We start from the raw sequence: 22288 nt of genomic DNA, 5'->3' as shown, positions 1-22288 counted from the left end.
CTGCCGTTTTGAACTGGGTGGCCGCATCGCCACAGGTATACTTGACACACGTCGTAAGGAGGGGGTTGGTCGAACGTGTCCGAGGCATTCAAGGGGCTCGCCGAGGCCTATGCATCGCTGCAGGGGGCGCGCTCCGCTTGGTTCGTTCGCGCTCGCCATGTCCCCGAGACTATCGCGAAGCTCGGGTTGATCGGCCCGTCCGACCGGCTCGTGGTCCGTGCGAACGATTTCACGGATGCGTACCTTCACCATTTCGGAAACGGCGTCCTGACGTTTGCGATGGACCAGACGCCCGAGGCGTTCCTCGACGCGACCCGCTCGTCCGCCCATCCCGCTGCCGGAGGCCCCAAGGAGGGACACGCGTCCTACGCCGACGGCGCGGGCGCCCGCTATGACCGGTTGTTCTGGCTCGTGAACTCCATCGGCTGCCGCGGCCTTCGCGTCCCCGACATCCGCGTGCTCGCCGAGGCGGCGCGCGAGGCCGGCGCCATCCTCATCGTCGACAACACCGTGGCCTCCGCATGGGGTTGCCAGCCGCTTTCTCTCGGCGCCCACATCGTGCTCGAGGCGCTCGACCGCGTCGCCGGCGGCGCCCTGCATGCCAAGGCGGTCGCCATCGCCGTCGCGCGCTCCGTTTCCGGCAAGGGGAGGAAGCGCCGCACGGACGAGCTCGCCCATCGCGCGTACTGCCTGCTCGCGCAGCGCCTGGGAGGGGAGTTCTCCCAGCTCGTGTTCAATGTGGACGATGCCGACCTCGCCATCATCAGCGAGGGCCTGCAGACGCTCGGCGAGCGCATGCAGCGTCACACGGACCATGCGCGCGTCATCGCCGAGTACCTCGCGGCCCATCCCTTGGTGCCGCAGACATGCTATCCGGGGCTCAAGTCCCATCCCGACCACGACGTCGCGGCGCGTACGCTCATGCACGGATTCGGCCCGGCGGTCGATTTCGAGCTGGCCGAGCGGATGTGCGCCGGCACGTTCATCAAGCGGTGCGCGGCGTCCCATCGCGACCATCCCGCAGGCGGCCGCGCCACGCGCCTGTCCCCGCTGTGCGGAGACGAATCGCACTATATCCGCCTGTTCGCCGGCCTTGACGATCCTATCGATATCGTCGACAGCCTCGAGCAGGCCATGCGCTTGTACTGCAATCCTCCCCACGCCTGATGCGCGCGCGGTCGAGCCGCTCCACAACTCCATAGCTGAACCAACAAGACCACAACATCGGGGGAGGATGTCATGGTCGATTCCTTTTCTGCCGCCAATCTGGTCGAGGCGCTCGTTTTGGGCGTCGCGCTTGCCATGGACGCCATGGCCGTCACGTTGTCAAACTCTCTGTGCGAGCCGGACATGCCGCGCTCGAAGAAATTCGCTATGCCCGTCGCGTTCGCGCTGTTCCAGATGGGCATGCCCATCGCGGGCTTTTTCGGCGGCACGCTCGTCGCCCCGCTCATCGAAGCCTATGCGGGCATCGTCTCGCTGGTGATTCTGGGCTTCGTCGGCGGCAAGATGGTCTGGGAGGCCGTGCACGAGATGCGCGAGCCCGAGAGCTGCAGCTCTTCGCGCCTGACGTGGCCCACCATCGGCATGGAGGCCGTTGCGACCTCCATCGACGCCTTCATCGTCGGCGTCTCGTTCGCTGCAAGCGGCAAGGATATCGTGCTGTACGGCGGCGCTATCGGGCTGACGACGTTCGCGTGCTGCCTCGCCGTGCTGCTCATCGGGCGCAAGCTGGGCGAGCATTTTGGCGCCCGCGCCCAGGTTGTGGGCGGTATCGTGCTCATCCTGATCGGCATCAAGGCGTTTTTGGGATAGGGGAGAGCCGTCCCGCGCGACAGCTACACGACGCAAACGTCACCCCCGGCGAGGCACGCCTTGCCGGGGGTGACGTTTGCCCTGTCGAGCTGTCGCGCTATCCGAGCTCGAGCTCGTGTACGCGGCGCTCGAGGATCTCGGTCACTTCCTGCTTGATGCTCCAGTAGACCTCGAGCGCGCGCTTGCCCTCAGGCGTCAGGGTCGATCCGCGCGCGCCGTCGCGGGCGAGCAGTTCGTAGCCGAGCTGGCCTTCAGCCTCCTTGATGATGCGCCACGCCTTGGAATACGCCATGCCCATGCGCTTGGCGGCGCGGTTGAGCGAATGCTCCTCCTCGACGCCGTCCATCAGGAGGGCGATGCCCTGTCCGAACGCGCCCGGTAGATTGTCGTCGCTTACGAACGTGAGACGCGCCCGTGCCTTGATCGCCATATCGCTCGCTCCCCTCGGGTAAAGCCCCTGCTGCGATTTTGCTCTTCGCGGAGCACAATCCGCGTGAAGATGCTACAAATTGCATTGTAGCAGCGGAGATTGCTCTACAATAGCCGCGAACCGGCCGCCATCCGGTTCATCGGCGAAACCGTGCGGCATGGGCTTTCGCGCCGCTGTGCGCGAGGCTCGATCGCACCCTACTCGAAAGAAGGAGTATCTATGGCAATGTTCTTCCCCGGTGAGTCCCATACATTTTCCGAGTATCTGTTGGTCCCGGGTTACTCGTCTTCCGAGTGCATCCCTGCAAACGTTTCGCTCAAGACCCCGCTCGTGCGCTTCAAGCGCGGCGAGGAGTCTGCGATCAATCTGAACACCCCGATGGTCTCTGCCATCATGCAGTCCGTTTCCGGCCCCGACATGGCCGTTGCCCTGGCGACCGAGGGCGGTCTGAGCTTCATCTACGGTTCCCAGACCCCCGAGCAGGAGGCCGCGATGGTCAAGGCGGTCAAGGACCACAAGGCCGGCTTCGTCGAGTCCGACTCCACCCTCACGCCCGACATGACCATGGAGCAGGTCATGGCGCTGAAGGAGCGCACCGGTCACTCCACCATGCCCGTGACCGATGACGGCAGCTCCCGCGGCCGCCTGCTCGGCATCGTCACGAGCCGCGACTACCGTCCCAGTCGCGACGACCACTCCAAGAAGGTCTCCGAGTTCATGACCCCGCGCGAGAAGCTCATCGTGGGCGACAAGGACATCACCCTCAAGAAGGCCAACGACGTGATCTGGGACAACAAGCTGAACGCCCTGCCCGTCGTCGACGACAACGACCACCTGGTCGGCATCGTGTTCCGCAAGGACTACGACAGCCACAAGTCCAACCCCAACGAGATGCTCGACGCCAACAAGCGCTACATGGTCGGCGCGGGCATCAACACGCGCGACTATGCCACCCGCGTGCCGCTGCTGGTCGAGGCCGGTGCCGACGTGCTGTGCATCGACTCCTCCGAGGGCTTCTCCGAGTGGCAGAAGCGCACTATCGAGTGGATCCGCGCCAACTACGGTGAGTCCGTGCGCGTGGGCGCCGGCAACGTCGTCGATGCCGACGGCTTCCGTTTCCTGGCCGACTGCGGCGCCGACTTCGTGAAGGTTGGTATCGGCGGCGGCTCCATCTGCATCACCCGCGAGACCAAGGGCATCGGCCGCGGCCAGGCCACCGCGCTCATCGACGTGTGCCGCGCGCGCGACGAGTACTTCGAGGAGACCGGCATCTACGTCCCGGTGTGCTCTGACGGCGGCATCGTCTACGACTACCACATGACGCTCGCGCTCGCCATGGGCGCCGACTTCATGATGCTCGGCCGCTACTTCGCCCGCTTCGACGAAAGCCCGACCGAGCGCGTCAACGTCAACGGCCAGTACATGAAGGAGTACTGGGGCGAGGGCTCCGCGCGCGCCCGCAACTGGCAGCGCTACGATCTGGGTGGCGCGCAGAAGCTCGCGTTCGTCGAGGGCGTCGACTCCTACGTGCCCTACGCCGGCTCCCTCAAGGACGGCGTGAACGCCACGCTGTACAAGATCAAGTCCACCATGTGCAACTGCGGTGCGCTCACCATCAAGGAGCTCCAGGACAAGGCGCGCCTCACGCTCGTCTCCTCCACCTCCATCGTCGAGGGCGGCGCGCACGACGTCGTCGTGAAGGACTCCCAGCAGACGGTGAGCTACAACTAAGCCTCGGTGGGCCTTTCCTTCGGGATTCGCTTTCACGGATAGGTCGTTTCTTACGACGCGCCCTTGTGCGGAAAGTCGCGCAAGGCGCGTCGTTGTCTTCAGAGGTAGTTGCGGCCTAGAGGGTCTCTGAAAAAACGAGGGTATGAGTGCCTATAGGTTCAAAGGCCCTGAAAGCGCATCGACCACCGGAGGCGGCATGCAGTCTACCTGCATAAAGATCATGTCCGTTTGTGCCGTTTTGATCCACTTGAATGCGCGGGCACTCAAATCCCCGTTTTTTCAGTGACCCTCTTGGCCGCAACCACCTTTCTTCTGAATGAGTTCCTGTCGTAGGGTTCCTGCCGTAGCAAATATTCTGAGATACATATATTGTATGTACTATGCCAATATGATATGCTCGCAGCATGAAATGCGTACTTGGACATACTGCGGCTACAAAATGGTACATGCGCCATAAGAATCCGAGAGAAATCGGCTCTCGATCGCTGCGCGCATCCCTGGCCCATGCAAGCATTCCGAGCGATGAGGTCATTCGCAAACTGCAATGGTTCCTCGATCTTGAGGATATCCCTTTGGATTTCTTGACCGATGATCCGCTGCTGCGCAGGAGGGGCAAGAGGGTATACGCCCATGTATGTCGCGATTCGTTACCCCAGGGTTCGCTCATCGGGATACCTAGTGGTATAGACGACCTTTCCCTCTATATCACAAACCCTGAGCTCACGTTCGTGCACATGGCGGCCACATCAGACAAGCTTGGTGCTATCTATGCGGGCATGGCATTGTGTTCCGATTATCGAATTGAGCCGTTGGGAGCCGGCGGCATCGTTACCAGATCTTGTCCTGATGTACCACTGACATCGGTTTCCCGCATCGAACGATTTCTCGAGCGCGCGGGTTCGTTATACGGGGCACGAAAAGCAAGAATCGCATTGCCCTACGTGCTCGAGCATTCCCGATCTCCCAAGGAATCGGGGCTTGCCATGTTCTACGGGCTTCCCCCAGCCCTCGGTGGGATGAAGCTGGGAACTGTTAGACTAAATCCCTGTATCAAAGTATTTACGGGACGCGATCTATTCGGTAAACCTCAGAGCGAAGAGCGCTATCCCGATATCCTGCTGACCTCGGTGAGTAAGTCCGGTGCTCGGCGGGACGTTGCATTTGATTACGATAGCGTCTCGGTTCACGAAGGGGACGCCAAGCTGCTTGATGACCGTCGTCGAGCGAATGCGATTGCCACGGTCGATTCGATCGTTCATTATTCGATTACCACATCGGATCTCGAAGATTTCGATTATCTGGTACTCATGGGGGAGCGGGCTCGTCGTGTGCTGAAACTCGCTGCACGTCCAACCTTGCGCGTATCTCGCGAGAGCGAGGAGGGAAGGATGCAGCTCGCTCGATTTCGCTTTCGTCAGGATGACTTATGGAAGCGGTTTGTGTTCAAGGGTCCAGGTTACTGAGCGAGACCTTCCAAAATATGGGCACTAATCACCTCGGCTTGCTGTATGGGCCGACTCGATTGCTTCGGTGGCAGCGCATTCTTTTCTGGCAATCGCGGGGGTGTATCAACCGGGGTGCGCTTGCGTCCGGTAGTTTGAATCGAAAGAGTCGCTGAAAAAACGAGGTTATGAGCGACCACATTTTCAAAGGCCCTGAAAGCGCATCGACCATCCGAAGCGGCATGCAGTCTACCTGCAAAAATGCCATGTCCGTTTATGCCGTTTTAGTCAACTTGAGTGTGCGATCGCTCAAAACTTCGGTTTTTCAGAGATAGTAAGCCGTCTGTGTACCCCTTTCGTCTTCCGAACTTGATAAAACCCAGTCCTGCTGAACCATGTGACGTGCGCAAGATGCTGCAGGGGAGCGGCCTCCAAGGCGTCGCGCGAGATGCTGCGGGTGCGCCACGTGGCGTTGTGAATCGGTGGCCTCGATGATCACGCTCCATCATGCGGCCGATTTGCTAGAATTGTCGAGTTAGCCATATGGGCGGCCGGCATCGTGCCGACCCCGTATTTTAGAAGATTCGCCAAGCCGTAAAGGAGCCCGTATATGTGCGACTGCACCGACCATAAGGAGATCCCCGCGTACGACGCCGCGGCGATCGAGACCAAGTGGATCGAGGCGTGGGACCGCGACAACGTCTTCGCGGTGGACACCGATCCTAACAAGCCGAAAAAGTACGTGCTTGAGATGTTTCCGTATCCGTCGGGCGACCTGCACATGGGCCACGCGCGCAACTACACCATCGGCGACGCCATGGCGCGCCAGGCCCGCATGCGCGGCTTCGACGTGCTGCATCCCATCGGCTTCGACGCGTTCGGCCTGCCCGCCGAGAACGCCGCCATCAAGCACAACACGCAGGCCGGCGCATGGACCTACAAGAACATGGACCAGGCGCTCGCCACGATGAAGCGCATGGGCTTCTCCTACGATATGGATCGTCTGGTTAAGACGTGCAGCCCCGATTACTATCGTTGGGGCCAGTGGATCTTCGAGAAGATGTGGGAGCGCGGCCTCGTCTACCGCAAGAAGAGCCCGGTCAACTGGTGCCCCACCTGCAAGACGGTTCTCGCCAACGAGCAGGTGACCGAGGGCAAGTGCTGGCGCTGCGGCTCCGAGCCCGAGAAGCGCGACCTCGAGCAGTGGTACTTCAAGATCACCGACTACGCGCAGGAGCTGCTCGACGACCTCGAGAAGCTGCCCGGCTGGCCCGAGCGCGTCAAGCAGATGCAGGCCAACTGGATCGGCCGCTCCGAGGGCGCCGAGGTCGATTTCACCCTGTGCGACGCCGACGGCGAGCCCATCTGCGGCGACGAGGGCAAGATCACCGTCTTCACGACGCGTGCCGACACGCTGTTCGGCTGCACGTTCTTCCTGCTCGCTCCCGAGTACGAGGGCCTGCACGACCTGGTCGCAGGCACCGAGTACGAGCACGACGTCATGGCGATCGTCGAGGGCGCGAAGAAGATCTCCGCGGTCGAGCGCGCCCAGGGTACCCTCGAGAAGCACGGCGCCTTCACGGGCCGCTACGTGGTGAACCCCGTGTCGGGCGCCAAGGTCCCCGTGTGGGTGGCCGACTACGTGGTTGCCGACTACGGCACCGGCGCCGTCATGGCGGTGCCCTGCGGCGACCAGCGCGACTTCGAGTTCGCCCGCAAGTACGACCTGCCCATCGTGCCGATCATCCTTATGGACGACGAGCTTGCCGCGCTTGAGGAGTCCGGCGAGTCCATCGACACCTATCATGCCGAGACCGTCGACTGGGACTGCGCGCACGCCGCCGAGGGCACGCTCGTCCAGTCCGGAAAGTACACCGGCATGCGCGGAGGCAAGCACTCCGAGGGCGAGGCCGCGATCGTGGCCGACCTCGAGGCCGCCGGCACCGGCCGCCGCAAGGTCGAGTTCCGCCTGCGCGACTGGCTGATCTCCCGCCAGCGCTACTGGGGCAACCCCATCCCGGCCATCCACTGCGAGCACTGCGGCATCGTTCCGGTTCCCGAGGACCAACTGCCCGTCATGCTGCCGGACAACCTCGACCTCGGTGCGGGCGAGACCCTTGCCGAGTGCGCCGAGTTCTACGAGACCACCTGCCCGGTTTGCGGCCGCCCGGCGCGCCGCGAGACCGACACCATGGACACCTTCACGTGCTCCAGCTGGTATTACCTGCGCTATTGCGACCCGCATAACGAGGAGCTGCCGTTCTCCAAGGAGGCGGCGGACCGCTGGATGCCGGTCGATAACTACATCGGCGGCATCGAGCACGCGATCCTGCACCTGCTCTACTCGCGCTTCTTCACCAAGGCGCTGCGCGATATGGGCATGCTCGACGTGGACGAGCCGTTCACCAACCTGCTGTGCCAGGGCATGGTGAAAGACGAGAACGGCGAGACCATGTCCAAGTCCAAGGGCAACGTGGTGCCCCCCTCGAGCGTCATCGAGCCCTACGGCGCCGACACCATGCGCCTCGCCATCCTGTTCATCGCCCCGCCCGAGAAGGATTTCGACTGGGATCCCGACGCCGTCGCCGGCGCGAACCGCTTCCTCAAGCGCGCGTGGCGCATCGTGTGGACCCTCGCCAACGCCGCGGACGCTTCTGCGAAGCTGGACAAGGGTGTGCTCAGCCCCGCAGCCATGAAGCTCTACCGTGAGCGCCACCGCACGATCGCCAAGTGCACGGAGGACTTCGACCGCCAGCAGTTCAACACCGCCATCTCCGCGATCATGGAGCTCGTGAACGCCGCCAGCGCCTACATCAACGCGGGCGAGGAGCTCGACGGGGCGTTGAGCCAGCTGGTCGCGACCGACATCGTGTCGGTCATGGCGCCGATCTGCCCGTTCTGGGCAGACGAGCTGTGGCACGCGGCGCTCGGCCACGACAGCTACGCGTACACGGCGAGCTGGCCGGAGTTCGACCTCGCCGAGACGGTCGAGGACGAGGTCGAAATCGCGGTCCAGGTGCTCGGCAAGATGCGCGCCCACGCCATGGTCCCGACGAACGCTACGACCGAGCAGATGCAGGAGGCAGCCGTCGCCGTCGCCGGCAAGTGGCTCGAGGGCAAACAGATCGTCAAGGCGATCTGCGTGCCCGGCAAGCTCGTGAACCTCGTGGTGAAATAGCACCTCCAGTGAGCGCCCCGCCATCGGCGGGGCGCTTTTTTTATGCCGGCTCGGCCCGCTCCATGCAAATTTGGGGACGTACCTTCCGCATGCACTTGTGCATGCGGAAGGTACGTCCCCAAATTTGCATGTCCCCGATATGCATAGGGTGGGCCGGTTTTGTCTCATACGACCAAAACGGAAAGTCCGTTAGCCTTCCAGACTATTCGCCTGCCATTTCCTACCGTTCGCATAAGTTAACAGTTAAATTCGCGGTCCAGCTCAAGGGCCGCGAAGCGTGCGTGATATTCTTTTCTCATCTGGTCCAATAAACTTTTATTGCTCCAGAAGTTGTCCGATTTGGAAAAGGGGAGAGAAGGGACAAACATGCACCTGCAAACACAAGCACTGGTAATTGTGGTGGTGTACCTGGTTGTCATGTTGGGCATCGGCTTCATCGTCGGCAAGCTCAACATCAAGAACAGCGAGGACTACATGGTCGCAGGCCGCCGAATGGGCCTGTTCTTCGTCGCATTCTCGCTGTCCGCGAACAACATCGGCGGCGGCTCGACGACCGGTCTCGCGCAGCGCGCGTACGGTGAGTGGGGCATCAGCGCCGTCTGGTACGTGCTCGCGGCGTCGATCGCGATGATCCCGCTCGCGTACTTCGCGCCGAAGATCCGCAAGACCATGGCCGTCACCATCCCCGAGGTCGTCGGCCGTCGCTTCGGCAACGTGTCGAGCTCCATCACCGCCGTGCTGTCCGTGCTCTCGCTGTTCTGCCTGACCTCCTCGCAGATCGCCGCTGCCGGCAGCGTCGTGTCCACGCTGCTCGGCATCCCCACGAACGTGGCGCTTGTCGCCGCCGGCTTCGTCGTGATCTTCTACACCACGTTCGGCGGCATGGTCGCCGACCAGGTGGCGGACCTCATCCAGTTCTGCGTCATCCTCGTCGGCCTCGCCATCGCGACGCCGTTCGTCATCGAGGGCTGCGGCGGCTGGGAGGCCGTCTCCTCCGCGCTGCCTCCGGCTCAGCTCGACTTCACGACCATCGGCGTCGTGACGATCATCGGATACATATTCAACTACTTCTGCACGTTCCTCGCCGGTCCCGAGATGGTCTCCCGCTTCGAGTCCGCCAAGGACGAGAAGACCGCCACGCACGCCGCTTGGCTGTCCGCCGTCCTGATGGCCGCCATGGCCTTCTTCCCGACGCTGCTCGGCCTGTGCGCCGCGGCCACCATGCCCGGTCTTCCGAATGAGGGCGCCAACGCCATGCTCGAGGTCACGACCTCGCATGCGCCCGAGTTCGTGGCGGGCATCGTCTGTGCGGCCATCATCTGCGCCACGATGTCGTCTGCCGACTCCAACCTGCTGTGCATGTCGACCATCATCATGAACGACCTGTACCTCAAGTTCGGCGGCCGCGAGCTCACTGATAAGCAGAAGGTGTTCTACACCCGCGCGTGCAACGTCGTGTTCGCCCTCATCGCCATCGGCATCTCGATGTTCGGCGTCCCGATCGTGACGATGAACACGTTCGCCTTCGGCATCCGCTGCGCCGGCCCGTTTGCGGCCTACGGCCTGGGCCTCGTGGTCAAGAACGCCACGAAGAACTCTGGCATCATCTCGTTGGTCGGCGGTACCATCGGCTTTTTGTTCTGGCAGTTCCTGTCCGGCGGCGACTTCCTGTTCGGCATCCTGCCCGTCGTGTTCGGCTGCTTCGTCTCCGTCGTGGTGTTCTTCGTCGTGAACGCCATCGAGTGGAAGCGCGGCGTGCCAGCGGCTCCGTCCGCCTACCTGGAGGAGTAGAAGACCGTCATCGTGCAGATGACTCCCCTCGAGCCCCGCTCGTCAGAGCGGGGCTTTTTTCGTCGCCATCACGCCGGAAAACCGCCGTTCGCCGAGTCGTTATGTGTGCAATTTGCGGAGGAAATCGGCGCAAAAACTGCCGCTCAGCGGGCATTTGCGCACATTTGGCCAGCTTATGATATGCTTGGGCGGCAATTGAAGCTGTAATGAAAAAGGAGTGCGGGTTCGCCCGCGCTTCTTTTTTCTGTATGGGGAGGTGTTGCATGGTCAAGAGCAAGCTGGAGCAGGACATCATCGACGCGCTCGAGGCGGTCGCGCCCGAGCACGGCATCGACATCGTCGACGTCGAGATCGTCGGGGCCACCAAGGCGCCGTGCGTGCGCGTTCGCATCGACCGCCTGGACGGCGAGGGCATTTCGCTCGATGAGGTCACTGCGCAGAACGCATGGGTGAGCGATGCCGTGGAGAAGCTCGATCCCATCTCGGGTTCCTACACCCTGGAGGTCTCGAGCCCCGGTATGGCGCGCCCGCTGCGTCGACCGTCCGATTTCGAGCGCTACATCGGAAGCGCGGTCGAGCTCGTGACCACGGCCACGGAGGGCCGCCGCAAGTTCAAGGGGACCATCGCGGCGACCGACGAGCAGGCGGTGACGCTCGAGCTCGAGGATGGCGAGCAGGTTTCGATTCCCCATGGAGACGTGAAGAAGTGTGCCTTGAAGCCGGTGTATGACTTCAAGGGCGGAAAGGGTGATAAGTAATGGCATCGGAGATGATGGAAGCGCTCATGGCGCTGTGCCAGGAGAAGCATATCGATCAGCTCTACCTCATCGACCGCTTGGAGCAGTCGCTGGCCAAGAGCTACGCCGAGATCCTCCACCTCGACTGGGGCGCCAAGGTCACCATCGACCGCTCCACGGGCAAGATCTACGTCTACAAGCTCATCCCCATCGACGACTCCATGGACGAAGAGGGCAACTACACCGAGTTCGAGGAGATCGACGTCACGCCCAAGGACACCTCGCGCATCGCGGCGCAGCACGCCAAGGCCGAGATCAACGCCATTGTGCGCAACTCCGCCCGCGAGCAGATCTACGAGGAGTTCTCGTCGCGCATCGGCGACATCATCACCGGCACCGTGCTGCAGTCCACCCCCGACTTCACCATCGTGAAGATCCGCGAGGGCGTCGAGGCCGAGCTGCCGCACTTCGACCAGCGCCGCTACGAGAATGAGCGCAACGAGCGCCCCATGGGCGAGCGCTACATGCACAACCAGCGCATCAAGGCCGTCATCATCGACGTGCGCGACCCGAACTCGACCGTGCAGCCCGTGCGCGGCGAGCACTCCCGTCCGCCGATCGTCATCTCCCGCACGCACCCGGCGCTCATCCGTCGCCTGTTCGAGCTCGAGGTCCCCGAGATCTACGAGGGCACCGTCGAGGTCATGTCCATCGCGCGTGAGCCGGGCCAGCGCTCCAAGGTCGCGGTCCGCTCGCTTGACGACCGCCTGGACCCGGTGGGCGCCTGCGTCGGCCCCAAGGGCAGCCGCGTGCGCACCGTCGTGTCCGAGCTGCGCGGCGAGCGCGTCGACGTCATCCTGTGGGACGAGGATCCCGCCGTCTACGTCGGCAACGCCCTGTCGCCCGCGAAGGTGACGCGCGTGCTCATCGACGAGGAGAAGAACTACGCCGGCGTCATCGTGCCCGACGACCAGCTCTCGCTCGCGATCGGCAAGGAGGGCCAAAACGCCCGTCTCGCCGCCCGCCTCACGGGCTGGCACATCGACATCAAGAGCGAGTCGCTCGCCGCCGACATCCTGCGCAACGTCCCGGTCGCTCCCGAGCCGGCGGAGGACCTGCTCTCCGACGAGGAGCCCGAGCGCTGCGCGTACGTGAGCTCCGACGGCGTGCGCTGCCGCAACCAGGCGCGTCCCGGTTCTCGCTTCTGCGGCGTCCATGATCCCGAAGGGTTCGGAGAGGACGCCATCGAGGATGCCGAGGACCTCATCTAACGGGTAGCGCGTCCCGCCCGCGTCGCGGGGCGCACCCGAGATCGACCCGTTGGATTGCTGTGAGGGCGCCAGGCGCCCGAGAGGTAGGTGATTTGGCATATGGCAAAAGTACGCGTATCTAGCCTTGCCAAGGAATTTGGAATGACGTCCAAGGAGCTGCTCGACCATCTCGCGGAGATGAAGATTCCCGCGAAGTCCGCGTCGAGCGCCCTGGAGGACGCGTATGTCTCCATGGTGAAAAAGAAGCTCGCGCCGGTGCTAGAGGCCCGCGCCGCCGAGATCGAGGCGCAGAAGCAGGCCGAGAAGGAGGCCGCTGAGCGCGAGGAGGCCGAGAAGGCCGCCGCCGCCGAGGCCGAGCGCATCGAGGCCGAGCGCCGTCGCGAGGAGGAGCGCCGTCTCTCCCAGGCCGCCATGGCCGCCGAGGAGGCCGCCCGCGCCGCCGCCGCAGAGGCCGAGCGCGCTGAGCGCGAGCGTGCCGCCGAGGCCGCCCGCCAGGCCGAGCTCGAGGCCAAGCGCCGCGCGGTGCCCGCTTCTGACTCCGGGTCGCGCTTCCGCTCGCTGCTCGACCAGATCGCGCAGCAGGAGGTCGTGCTGAAGGAGAAGAAGGAGGCCGAGACCAAGAAGAAGGCCGACGCCGACGCCCCGCGCGCCGAGCGCGGTCGCGGCCGCAAGTCCGACCGCCGCGGCGGCGCCCCCGCCGAGAGCGCCGCGAGCGCCCCGCGCAGCCGCCGCTCGAACAGCGCGCCCGTCGTGCCCGCCGGCATGGACGTCCCCGCTCCCGAGAAGGCCGGTCGCGGCGGCAAGAAGCGCCGCGGCGGCCAGCAGGCCGATCAGCATAACGACCATTACTCCCGCATGGCTCGCGAGGCCGAGGAGTACAGCCGCGAGCGCGTCCTCGAGGAGGCCCGCGCCGCCGTCGAGGAGGCCAGCCGCGAGTCGACCGGTCGCCGCAAGAAGCGCAAGGAGAAGCGCGAGCGCGAGGCCGCCCAGATGCGCGAGGAGAAAAAGATCGAGGAGGCGCTCGCCCAGGGCGTGAACCCCGAGGACCTCGACGCTGTGCGTGTCTCCCAGGGCGTCACCGTCCAGGAGCTCGCAGAGGCCCTGGACGTCTCCCCGAACGACATCATCAAGCGCCTGTTCCTGCTGGGCACGCCGCTCACCATGACGCAGTCCATGTCCGACGACCTCGTCGAGCTCGTCGCCGACGACCTGGGCCGCCAGATCAAGATCGTCACGCCGGAGGAGGAGAACACCTTCAGCTTCTACGATGACCCGAAGGACCTGAAGCCCCGCCCGCCGGTGGTCACCGTCATGGGCCACGTCGACCACGGCAAGACGAGCCTGCTCGACGCCATCCGCCACACCGGCGTCGCGACCCACGAGGCCGGCGGCATCACGCAGCACATCGGCGCGTCCCAGGTCATGATCAACGGGCGCCAGATCACGTTCGTCGACACCCCGGGCCACGAGGCGTTCACCGCCATGCGCGCCCGCGGCGCCAAGATCACCGACGTCGTCGTGCTGGTCGTTGCTGCGGACGACGGCGTCATGCCGCAGACCGTCGAGGCCATCAACCACTCCAAGGCAGCCGGCGTCCCCATCGTCGTCGCCGTCAACAAGTGCGATAAGCCCGATGCGAACCCCGACCGCGTGCGCCAGGAGCTCGTCGAGTACGGCGTCATACCCGAGGAGTGGGGCGGCCAGAACATGTTCGTGAACGTGTCGGCGCGCCAGAAGACCGGTATCGACGACCTGCTCGAGACCATCCTGCTCCAGGCGGACGTCCTCGAGCTCAAGGCCAACCCCGACACCTTCGCTTCCGGCTACATCATCGAGGCCAAGCTCGACCGCGGCCGCGGCCCCGTCGCCACGGTGCTCGTCAACCGCGGCACCCTGCACGTGGGCGACACCCTCGTCGCGGGTATGAGCTACGGCCGCGTGCGCGCCATGCTCGACCAGCACGGCAACAACGTCAAGGAGGCCAAGCCCTCCGACGCCGTCGAGATCCTGGGCCTGAACTCCGTGCCCGCCGCCGGCGACGAGTTCCGCGTCTTCGAGGACGAGCGCGACGCGCGCGACCTCGCCGAGCAGCGCTCGCTCAAGGCGCGCATCGAGGAGCAGAACAAGGTCAAGCACGTCACGCTCGAGACCCTGTTCTCCGAGATGAGCGAGAACGAGCTCGCCGAGCTCAACCTTGTCGTCAAGGCCGACGTCCAGGGCTCCATCGAGGCGCTCGCTGACGCGCTGGGCAAGATGGACCAGTCCGAGGTCCGCATCAACATCATCCACTCCGCCGTCGGCGCCATCTCCGAGACCGACGTCGTGCTCGCGGCCGCCTCGAACGCCATCATCATCGGCTTCGGCGTCCGCCCGCAGGGCAAGGCGCGCGACCTGGCCGAGAAGGAGAACGTGCAGATCAAGACCTACTCGATCATCTACAAGGCGATTGAGGACATCGACGCCGCCCGCGTCGGCCTGCTCAAGCCCACCGAGGAGGAGGTCCGCACCGGCGAGGCGGAGGTCCGCGAGACCTTCCGCGTGCCCAAGGTCGGCCTCATCGCCGGCTGCATGGTCACCGAGGGCGAGATCGAGCGCACCGACTCCGTGCGCGTCGTCCGCGACGGCGTCGTGGTGTTCGACGGCTCGTTTGCCTCCATGCGCCGCTTCAAGGATGACGTCAAGAGCGTCAAGGCCGGCTACGAGTGCGGCCTGGGCATCGAGAAGTTCCAGGACATCAAGGTGGGCGACATCCTCGAGGCGTACAAGGTCGTCGAGGTCGCCCGTACGGAGTAAGGGAGGCGCACGTTGAAGCAGACAGCCGCTACCCGACGCACCGGAGAGCAGCTTCGCGAGAAGCTCGGCTACATCCTGCTGTTCGAGATCTCCGATCCGCGCCTGGACCTCGTGACCCTCACGGGCGCCGAGGTCAGCGTGGACCGCACCTACGCGCGCGTCTACGTTTCGTGCGACCGGGAACGCTACGGCGAGGTCATGGAGGCGCTGGAGAGCGCCCGCGGCCGCATCCGCAGCCTGCTCGCCCGCTCGCTGGACTGGCGCACGGTACCCGAGCTCGATTTCCGCATCGACCAGTCCACCGACGAGGCGGAGGCCATCGCCCGTGCGCTCGAGAACGTCCCGGCCACCATGGCGGTCGAGAAGGACGAGGAGGGCTATCCCATCCAGCCCGCGAGCGATGAGGAGGCCTGAGTCTCGATGGGCATGTGCAAGGAGGCGCTTTCGCCTGATCTTGTGAACGACTACCAGCGCATCCTCAAGTTCATCGAGGACGCGTCGTGCATCGCCATCTCGGGCCACACCTCGCCCGATGGCGATGCCCTGGGGTCGGTGCTCGGCTTAGGCATGGCCCTGGTCGAGCGCTATCCCAAAAAGGACGTCGTCTTCCTGCTGGCCGATCGCGGCTGCGTGCCGCGCATCTACCAGTTCATGGCAGGATCGGAACGGTTCGTGTGCGCCGCCGACACGGCGTGCGCACCCGACCTGTTCATCTCCGTCGACAGCCCCACGCTCGAGCGCCTGGCCGATTCCGTCCAGGTGGTGGAGCGGTCCCGCAACGTCGTGTGCTTCGACCACCATCCGGCGCGCGAGGAGTTCGCCGACGTCTGCGTGCGCCGTCCGGCTGCCGCGGCGACGGCCGTGCTCATCGAGGAGTTCCTCGCGTGGGCGGGCATCCCCTGCAACAAGTCCACCGCGACCAGCCTGCTGTGCGGCCTCATGACCGACACGGGCCGGTTCCAGTACCAGAACGCCGACCCCGCCGCATTCGCCTGCGCGGCGCGCCTGGTCGACGCGGGCGCCGACCCCTCGCTGATCGCGCTCGAGGTCTACCAGAGCCAGCGGCTCGAGTACCTCAAGCTCGAATCGCTCGTCATGAGTCGCATCCACACCGTCGCGCACGGGCGCGTCGCCTACAGCTACGCCTACGCCTCCGACCTGACCTCCTACGGGGTCACGGCCGACGAGTGCGACGGCCTGGTTGACGTGGTCCGCTCGGTGCGCGGCGTGGAGGTCTGCCTGTTCGTGAAGGAGACCGAGTGCTGCCACAGGGTGCGCGGCAACCTGCGTTCCAAATGCGATCTGGACGTCTCGGGCATCGCCGCCCGCTTCGGCGGCGGCGGTCACGTGGCGGCGGCGGGCTTCACCTACGAGGGCAGTATCGTCGAGACCCTGAACGATGCGCTCCCCATGCTCTGCGAGCTGGTGGGGGAGAGCGCCGCGGGTCTTCACGTCGAGCTGTGACAGGACGTTTATGGCAAAACGCACAATTTCCGATTTGAACCTGCTGCTTGCCGTCGACAAGCCTCAGGGCTGCACCTCGCACGACGTCGTTGCGCGTGCGAGGCGCGCCGTTTCTGAGCGCCGTATCGGGCATGCCGGCACCCTCGACCCGCTCGCCTCGGGCGTGATGGTGCTGGGGCTCGGTCAGGGCACGCGCCTGCTCGGCCGCATCACGCAGGACACCAAAAGCTATATCGCCGACGTGACGTTCGGCTTCGAGACCAATACCGACGACGCCGAGGGGGAGCCGACGCGGACCGTCGAGCCCGCCGCGGAGCTGTTCGATGCCGCCGCGGCCGCACGCGCGCTCGCCTCCACCGTCGGTCCGCAGATGCAGGTGCCCCCCGCCTTCTCCGCCATCTCGGTGGGAGGGGTTCGCTCCTACAAGCGGGCCCGCGCGGGCGACGCCGTCGAGCTCCCGGCGCGGCCCATCGAGGTGCGCGCCGCCACCTTGATCTCGGTGAGCGAGGTCGACGGCGCGCCCGTGTGGACCGTCGCCTACACCGTCAGCAAGGGGACCTACATCCGCGCCCTGGCGCGCGACCTGGGCCGCATGCTCGATGCCGCCGCCCACGTCTCGTCGCTGCGCCGCACGGCGTCGGGTTCGGTCACGCTCGCCTCGTGCGTGTCGCTCGACGACCTGTCGCCCGAGACGGCGCGCGCGAAGATGCTCGACCCCGTGGAGGTCCTCGGCGTGCCCGCCATCGCGGTCGAGGGGCGCCATCTCGACGACATCGCCTGCGGCAGGAAGCTGCCCGGCGGCCTGATGGCGACGGCCGACAGGGCGGTGGGCGAGGGCGACACGGTCGCGCTCGTGAACGGCGGCGCCCTGCGGGCGCTCGGCCGCATCGAGGCGGGGCGCATCGCGATGTCCGACGTCTTTCCGCAGCCCATATGTGGGGTGCGCCCATGATGCCGGAGGTGCGCGAGCTGCGCCGCGACTTCCTGCGCGAGGACGGGCCTGCGGCCCTCATTAGGTTCGATGACGGCGCCGCGGAGCCGCTCGGCGACGCCGTCATCGCCATCGGGGCGTTCGACGGGTTCCACATCGGGCATCAGAAGCTCATCGCCCGCACCATCGCCGACGCCCGCGCGCGCGGGATGCGCGCCTGCGCGGTCACCTTCGACCCCGATCCCGATTGCATCGTGGGGCCGGGTCCGGCCCCGAAGCTCATGCTCCGAGAGGACCGGCTCTTTGCGCTTCGCGCCAGTGGGGTCGATGCCGTCGTCGTGGTGCCGTTCACGCGCGAGCTCGCGGCGCTCGACCACGTCGCCTTCTTCTCTGACGTGCTGTCGCCCGTCATGGACGTGCGCGCCGTGCACGTGGGCTGCGACTTTCGCCTGGGGCGCGGGGGCGCCTCGACGGTGGAGGTCATGCGGACGTGGGGCGCTGCGCGCGGCATCGAGGTCACCGGCCACAGCCTGGTGCTCGCCGACGGCTCCGCGGTCACGGCGACGCGCATCCGCGCGCTGCTGGCCGAGGGGCTCGTCGAGGACGCGCGCGCCGAGCTGGGGCGCCGCTTCATGATGCGCGGCACGGTCGGCTCGGGTCGCGGCCAGGGCACCGGCATGGGGTTCCCGACGGCGAACATCGCCGTTCCCGCAGGGCTCGTGTGGCCTAAGGACGGCGTGTACGCCTGCTTGGCCGAGCTCGACGGCGTCGTGTGGCCCGCCGCGGTGAACGTCGGCATCCCGCCGACCTTCGCTGGGCTCCCCGGCGCCTCGAAGCTGGAGGCGAACCTGATCGGCTTCTCGGGCGACGTGCGCGGCTCGGCCGTCTCGCTCGCCTTCTGCCGCCGCCTGCGCGACTCGCGGGTTTTTGGCTCCGAGCGCGAGCTGATCGACACCGTGATGGGTAATATCCAAGATATCCGGGACGAATACGGTGAAAGCGGGGTGTGTATCGCATGATCTCCGATGAGGACCGCGAGCGCGTGCGCGCGGCGACCGACCTGGTGCAGCTGGTCCAGGAGACCGTCGAGCTCCGCCCCCGCGGCCAGGAGTTTTGGGGCTGCTGCCCCTTTCATGGCGAGAAGACCCCGTCGTTCCACATCATCCCCGCGACGCAGGTGTGGCACTGCTTCGGGTGCGGCGAGGGCGGCGACGTCTTCAGCTACGTCATGAAGCGCGAGAACCTCACGTTTCCCGATGCCATCCGCTACCTTGCCGATCGGGCCGGCATCGAGATCGCCGACGACGCGCCCACGGCGCGCCGCGGCACCAAGCGCACCCGCATCATCGACGTGTGCGAGGAGACGTGCGCGTTCTACCACACCATGCTCATGCGCGGCAAGGACGGGCGCGGCCGCACCTACTTCGCCTCGCGCGGCCTGGGCTCCGATATCTGCCAGCGCTACCGGCTGGGCTTCGCCCCGGGGCGCGGGACGCTCGTCGCCCACCTCTCGTCCAAGGGTTTCACCCCGCGCGAGATGGTCGACGCCAACGTGGCGATCAGGCGCGACCGGGGCAATCTCGCGGACCGCTTCTACGAGCGCGTGATGTTCCCCATCTTCGACGAGCAGGGGCGCTGCATCGCGTTCGGCGGACGCATCATGGGTGCGGGCGAGCCGAAATACCTCAACACCGCGGAGACCCCAGTCTTCCATAAGAAGCGCAACCTCTACGGCTTCAACTGGGCCAAGGAGCATATCGTCGCGGCCAACGAGGCGATCGTGGTCGAGGGCTATACCGATGCGATCGCGTGCTGGGAGGCGGGGATCAAAAACGTCGTCGCGACGCTCGGCACGGCGCTCACCGAGCACCACGTCAAGACGCTGACCCGCTTTGCCAAGCGCATCGTCTACCTGTTCGACGGCGACGCGGCCGGCCAGAAGGCGGCCGAGCGCGCCATCCAGTTCGTCGAGACCGGCTCGGTTGACCTGCGCTGCGTCATCTTGCCCGACGACCTGGATCCGGCTGACTTCCTGCGCGACCGGGGAGGGGAGGAGTTGCGCGCGCTCCTCGATGCCGCCGAGCCGCTCATGGACTTCGTGTTCCGCAAGCTCGAGGACCGCAGCGACGTGTCGACGCCCGGCGGGCGGGCACGTGCGCTCGAGGACGCGTGCCGGCTCATCTACCCGCTGCGCGACAGCTACATGATCGACACGTACTACATGCAGATCGCAGACCGCCTGGGGGCCGACGTGGACATGGTGCGCCAGTCGGCGACCAAGGTGTTCCGCCAGGTCGCCCAGGAGGAGCAGAACGCCAAGACGCGCGAGCGCAACCGCGAGCGCGCCCAGCGGGTGGTATCGGACCGTCGCGGGGGAGACGCGCGTCCGGTCGCGCCGGCGCCTGAGGCCATGGACGCATGGGAGGGCGCTCCCGTCGAGGAGGAGCCCTACGACTACGTGCCCGTCGAGGCCCAGGCGGCGCCCGCGTCCTTCGCGCCCGCGGCGCCGTCGCAGCCCGCGGCGGCCCTGACCGAGCTCGAGCGCCGCTCGCTTGCGGGCGAGCGCGAACTCGTCTGCCTGCTCGCGAGCTACCCCGACAGCTTTCGCGCGTTTGCCGACCGCATCACCGAGATTTCGTGGATCGACCCGCGCAACGAGACGATCGCGTGGGCGGTGCTCGCGACCCCCGAGGGGACGCCGGTTCCCGAGGTGATGAGCTCGGTGCGCAGCGTCTGCCCCGAGGCGTCAAAGCTGGTGAGCGCGGGAACGATCGACGCGACGAGCGCCCACCCCACCGAGACGAACATCGAGTTTCTGCTCGACACGCTCGAGCTCTACACGATTCGCCGCCGCATGCGCGCCGCTCAGGCCCGCCTGCGAACAGACCGCACCCTGAGCGCGGAGGAGCGGCGCGACATGACCATCAAGGCCACGCAGGACGCGGCGCGCGTGCGCGAGCTCGAACGCGCCGTCGAGGGCGTTGCCGACCCGTTCCGAACCCTCGGGTCGTGATCGCATGAACCCGTCCGCCTTCAGCCTGCGTGCCGTATGCCGTATATCCGTAAAATACTTGACGGATGCACGATATTCGGCTAGGCGGGTATAGAACGTTGTGCTAAAGTTGAGAGTCCTGTGTCATGAAGGGAGAATCTGTGCCAAAGAAGACCGAAAGCACGAGTGCCGATCTCAATTCGTACCTCGATAAGCTTCTGGACCAAGGCTCAAGGTCCGGTTCAGTCACCGAAGACGATATCCAGATCGCGCTCAAAGATGTCGATGTGTCCGATGCACAGCTGAACTCCGTCTACCGTAGCCTGCGCGACCATGGCATCGAAGTCATTTCCGCCAGCGGGGACGATGACGATACGTCCCTCGATATCGGCGACTCCGATGTGCTGGATGACGACGAGCTGGGCGACGAGAGCATTGAGGACCATGAGATCAAGGTAGCCAAGAACGCCGACGCCGAGATGGCCTCGGCGCGGACCAAGCGCAAGTCGCGCGTCCGCACCTCGCGTTCCCGCTCCCGCGCGCGCGGCATCGACGCGTCCACCGTCATGCTCACCGGCGACCCGGTCCGCATGTACCTGAAGGAGATCGGCAAGGTTGACCTGCTGACCGCCGCAGACGAGGTCGACCTGGCCATGAAGATCGAGGCCGGCCTGGACGCCACCAACAAGCTCGAGGCCGCCGAGGCGGGCGAGATCGAGCTGACGCGCGCCGAGATGCGCCGCCTGACCCGCGTCGAGCAGGTGGGCCTGGAGGCAAAGCAGGCGTTGATCTCGGCGAACCTTCGCCTGGTCGTCTCCATCGCCAAGCGCTACGTGGGCCGCGGCATGCTCTTCCTCGACCTCATCCAGGAGGGCAACCTCGGTCTGATCCGCGCGGTAGAGAAGTTCGACTACGAGAAGGGCTTCAAGTTCTCCACCTATGCGACGTGGTGGATCCGCCAGGCGATCACGCGCGCCATCGCGGACCAGGCCCGCACGATCCGCATCCCGGTCCATATGGTCGAGACCATCAACAAGCTCGTCCGCGTGCAGCGCCAGCTGCTGCAGGACCTGGGCCGCGACCCGACGCCGGAGGAGATCGGCGCCGAGATGGACATGAGCGCCGATCGCGTGCGCGAGATCCAGAAGATCTCCCAGGAGCCTGTCTCGCTCGAGACGCCTATCGGTGAGGAAGAGGATTCCCAGCTGGGCGACTTCATCGAGGACTCCAACGCCGAGGTTCCGCCCGATGCCGCGAGCTTCTCCATGCTTCAGGAGCAGCTCACCCAGGTGCTCGACTCGCTTGCCGATCGCGAGCGCAAGGTCATCGAACTGCGCTTCGGTCTCGTCGACGGCCATCCGCGCACGCTCGAGGAGGTCGGGCGCGAGTTCGGTGTCACGCGCGAGCGCATTCGCCAGATCGAGTCCAAGACGCTGGCCAAGCTTCGCCACCCGAGCCGTTCGAGCAAGCTCAAGGACTACATCGAAAGCTAGCAGAAAAGCCCCCGCAACCCGGGGGCTTTTTAGTGCAAACAGGGGGACGTACCTTCCGCTTGCAGAAATGCAAGCGGAAGGTACGTCCCCCTGCTTGCATGGTGGTGCGGTAAAGAAAAACCCCGCCAGCTGGGCTGACGGGGCGTTGGATTCTGGCTCCTCGAGTAGGACTCGAACCTACAACAACGCGGTTAACAGCCGCGGGCTCTACCATTGAGCT

Annotated in this window: 16 protein-coding genes; 15 read left to right on the top strand and 1 reads right to left on the bottom strand. The window is 65.3% G+C overall.

Annotation, left to right across the window (positions count from 1 at the left end; genetic code table 11):
* The first annotated feature begins 75 nt into the window (after positions 1-75).
* Positions 76-1167, top strand: a complete 1092-nt coding sequence (locus tag B5F74_RS10945) for a PLP-dependent transferase (protein ID WP_087202443.1) — start codon at positions 76-78, stop codon at positions 1165-1167.
* Positions 1168-1239: 72 nt separating this feature from the next.
* Positions 1240-1815 (top strand): manganese efflux pump MntP family protein, encoded by a 576-nt coding sequence (locus B5F74_RS10940; RefSeq protein WP_087202441.1) that lies wholly within the window; start codon positions 1240-1242, stop codon positions 1813-1815.
* A 97-nt stretch (positions 1816-1912) separates the two neighbouring features.
* Here the strand turns inward: B5F74_RS10940 and B5F74_RS10935 are convergent, their stop codons facing one another.
* Positions 1913-2245, bottom strand: a complete 333-nt coding sequence (locus B5F74_RS10935; RefSeq protein WP_066832689.1) for a LysR family transcriptional regulator — start codon at positions 2243-2245, stop codon at positions 1913-1915.
* 219 nt (positions 2246-2464) lie between these two features.
* Here B5F74_RS10935 and B5F74_RS10930 point away from each other — a divergent pair, with 219 nt between their 5' ends.
* From B5F74_RS10930 to rpoD, 13 genes are all read left to right on the top strand, one after another.
* Complete coding sequence (locus tag B5F74_RS10930) at positions 2465-3976, top strand: IMP dehydrogenase (protein WP_087202439.1); 1512 nt, start codon at positions 2465-2467, stop codon at positions 3974-3976.
* A gap of 446 nt (positions 3977-4422) precedes the next feature.
* On the top strand, positions 4423-5439 hold the full coding sequence (locus tag B5F74_RS12270; RefSeq protein ID WP_143753869.1) for a hypothetical protein: 1017 nt from the start codon (positions 4423-4425) through the stop codon (positions 5437-5439).
* Positions 5440-6028: 589 nt separating this feature from the next.
* The gene (gene leuS / locus B5F74_RS10920) at positions 6029-8596 is read left to right on the top strand and encodes a leucine--tRNA ligase (RefSeq protein ID WP_087202434.1); all 2568 of its coding nucleotides are present in this window, start codon (positions 6029-6031) and stop codon (positions 8594-8596) included.
* Positions 8597-8962: 366 nt separating this feature from the next.
* A complete protein-coding gene (locus B5F74_RS10915) occupies positions 8963-10387 on the top strand; it encodes a sodium:solute symporter family protein (protein WP_087202432.1) in 1425 nt (474 codons plus the stop codon).
* Between the two features lie 263 nt (positions 10388-10650).
* A complete protein-coding gene (gene rimP / locus B5F74_RS10910; RefSeq protein WP_066832671.1) occupies positions 10651-11145 on the top strand; it encodes a ribosome maturation factor RimP in 495 nt (164 codons plus the stop codon).
* On the top strand, positions 11145-12395 hold the full coding sequence (nusA, locus tag B5F74_RS10905) for a transcription termination factor NusA (protein ID WP_066832668.1): 1251 nt from the start codon (positions 11145-11147) through the stop codon (positions 12393-12395). The genes rimP and nusA overlap by 1 nt, the downstream gene beginning before the upstream one ends.
* 99 nt (positions 12396-12494) lie before the next feature.
* Positions 12495-15188, top strand: a complete 2694-nt coding sequence (infB, locus tag B5F74_RS10900; protein WP_087202430.1) for a translation initiation factor IF-2 — start codon at positions 12495-12497, stop codon at positions 15186-15188.
* Between the two features lie 12 nt (positions 15189-15200).
* A complete protein-coding gene (gene rbfA, locus B5F74_RS10895; RefSeq protein WP_066832658.1) occupies positions 15201-15602 on the top strand; it encodes a 30S ribosome-binding factor RbfA in 402 nt (133 codons plus the stop codon).
* A gap of 12 nt (positions 15603-15614) precedes the next feature.
* A complete protein-coding gene (locus B5F74_RS10890; RefSeq protein ID WP_239283471.1) occupies positions 15615-16652 on the top strand; it encodes a DHH family phosphoesterase in 1038 nt (345 codons plus the stop codon).
* A gap of 10 nt (positions 16653-16662) precedes the next feature.
* Positions 16663-17604 (top strand): tRNA pseudouridine(55) synthase TruB, encoded by a 942-nt coding sequence (gene truB, locus B5F74_RS10885; RefSeq protein ID WP_087202425.1) that lies wholly within the window; start codon positions 16663-16665, stop codon positions 17602-17604.
* Positions 17601-18602 carry a riboflavin kinase gene (locus tag B5F74_RS10880; protein ID WP_087202423.1) on the top strand — a complete coding sequence of 334 codons (1002 nt, stop codon included), beginning with the start codon at positions 17601-17603 and terminating at the stop codon, positions 18600-18602. Before truB ends, B5F74_RS10880 begins: the two co-directional genes overlap by 4 nt.
* Entirely contained in the window at positions 18599-20596 is a 1998-nt protein-coding gene (gene dnaG / locus B5F74_RS10875; protein ID WP_087202421.1) for a DNA primase, read from the top strand. The genes B5F74_RS10880 and dnaG overlap by 4 nt, the downstream gene beginning before the upstream one ends.
* Before the next feature lie 140 nt (positions 20597-20736).
* Complete coding sequence (gene rpoD, locus B5F74_RS10870) at positions 20737-22068, top strand: RNA polymerase sigma factor RpoD (RefSeq protein ID WP_066832650.1); 1332 nt, start codon at positions 20737-20739, stop codon at positions 22066-22068.
* Positions 22069-22288: the final 220 nt, after the last annotated feature.

The sequence above is a fragment of the Collinsella sp. An271 genome, from assembly GCF_002159695.1.
Classification (GTDB): domain Bacteria; phylum Actinomycetota; class Coriobacteriia; order Coriobacteriales; family Coriobacteriaceae; genus Collinsella; species Collinsella ihumii.
This window is presented reverse-complemented; position numbering and strand designations above follow the sequence as displayed.

What these genes read in the sequence shown, in the direction of transcription:
- B5F74_RS10930 (WP_087202439.1), top strand. Translation starts at nt 2,465, where the DNA reads ATGGCAATGTTCTTCCCCGGTGAGTCCCATACATTTTCCGAGTATCTG.
- B5F74_RS10940 (WP_087202441.1), top strand. Translation starts at nt 1,240, where the DNA reads ATGGTCGATTCCTTTTCTGCCGCCAATCTGGTCGAGGCGCTCGTTTTG.
- B5F74_RS10880 (WP_087202423.1), top strand. Translation starts at nt 17,601, where the DNA reads ATGATGCCGGAGGTGCGCGAGCTGCGCCGCGACTTCCTGCGCGAGGAC.
- B5F74_RS10890 (WP_239283471.1), top strand. Translation starts at nt 15,615, where the DNA reads ATGTGCAAGGAGGCGCTTTCGCCTGATCTTGTGAACGACTACCAGCGC.
- B5F74_RS10935 (WP_066832689.1), bottom strand. Translation starts at nt 2,245, where the DNA reads ATGGCGATCAAGGCACGGGCGCGTCTCACGTTCGTAAGCGACGACAAT.
- nusA (WP_066832668.1), top strand. Translation starts at nt 11,145, where the DNA reads ATGGCATCGGAGATGATGGAAGCGCTCATGGCGCTGTGCCAGGAGAAG.
- leuS (WP_087202434.1), top strand. Translation starts at nt 6,029, where the DNA reads ATGTGCGACTGCACCGACCATAAGGAGATCCCCGCGTACGACGCCGCG.
- infB (WP_087202430.1), top strand. Translation starts at nt 12,495, where the DNA reads ATGGCAAAAGTACGCGTATCTAGCCTTGCCAAGGAATTTGGAATGACG.
- dnaG (WP_087202421.1), top strand. Translation starts at nt 18,599, where the DNA reads ATGATCTCCGATGAGGACCGCGAGCGCGTGCGCGCGGCGACCGACCTG.
- B5F74_RS10915 (WP_087202432.1), top strand. Translation starts at nt 8,963, where the DNA reads ATGCACCTGCAAACACAAGCACTGGTAATTGTGGTGGTGTACCTGGTT.
- truB (WP_087202425.1), top strand. Translation starts at nt 16,663, where the DNA reads ATGGCAAAACGCACAATTTCCGATTTGAACCTGCTGCTTGCCGTCGAC.
- rimP (WP_066832671.1), top strand. Translation starts at nt 10,651, where the DNA reads ATGGTCAAGAGCAAGCTGGAGCAGGACATCATCGACGCGCTCGAGGCG.
- B5F74_RS12270 (WP_143753869.1), top strand. Translation starts at nt 4,423, where the DNA reads ATGCGCCATAAGAATCCGAGAGAAATCGGCTCTCGATCGCTGCGCGCA.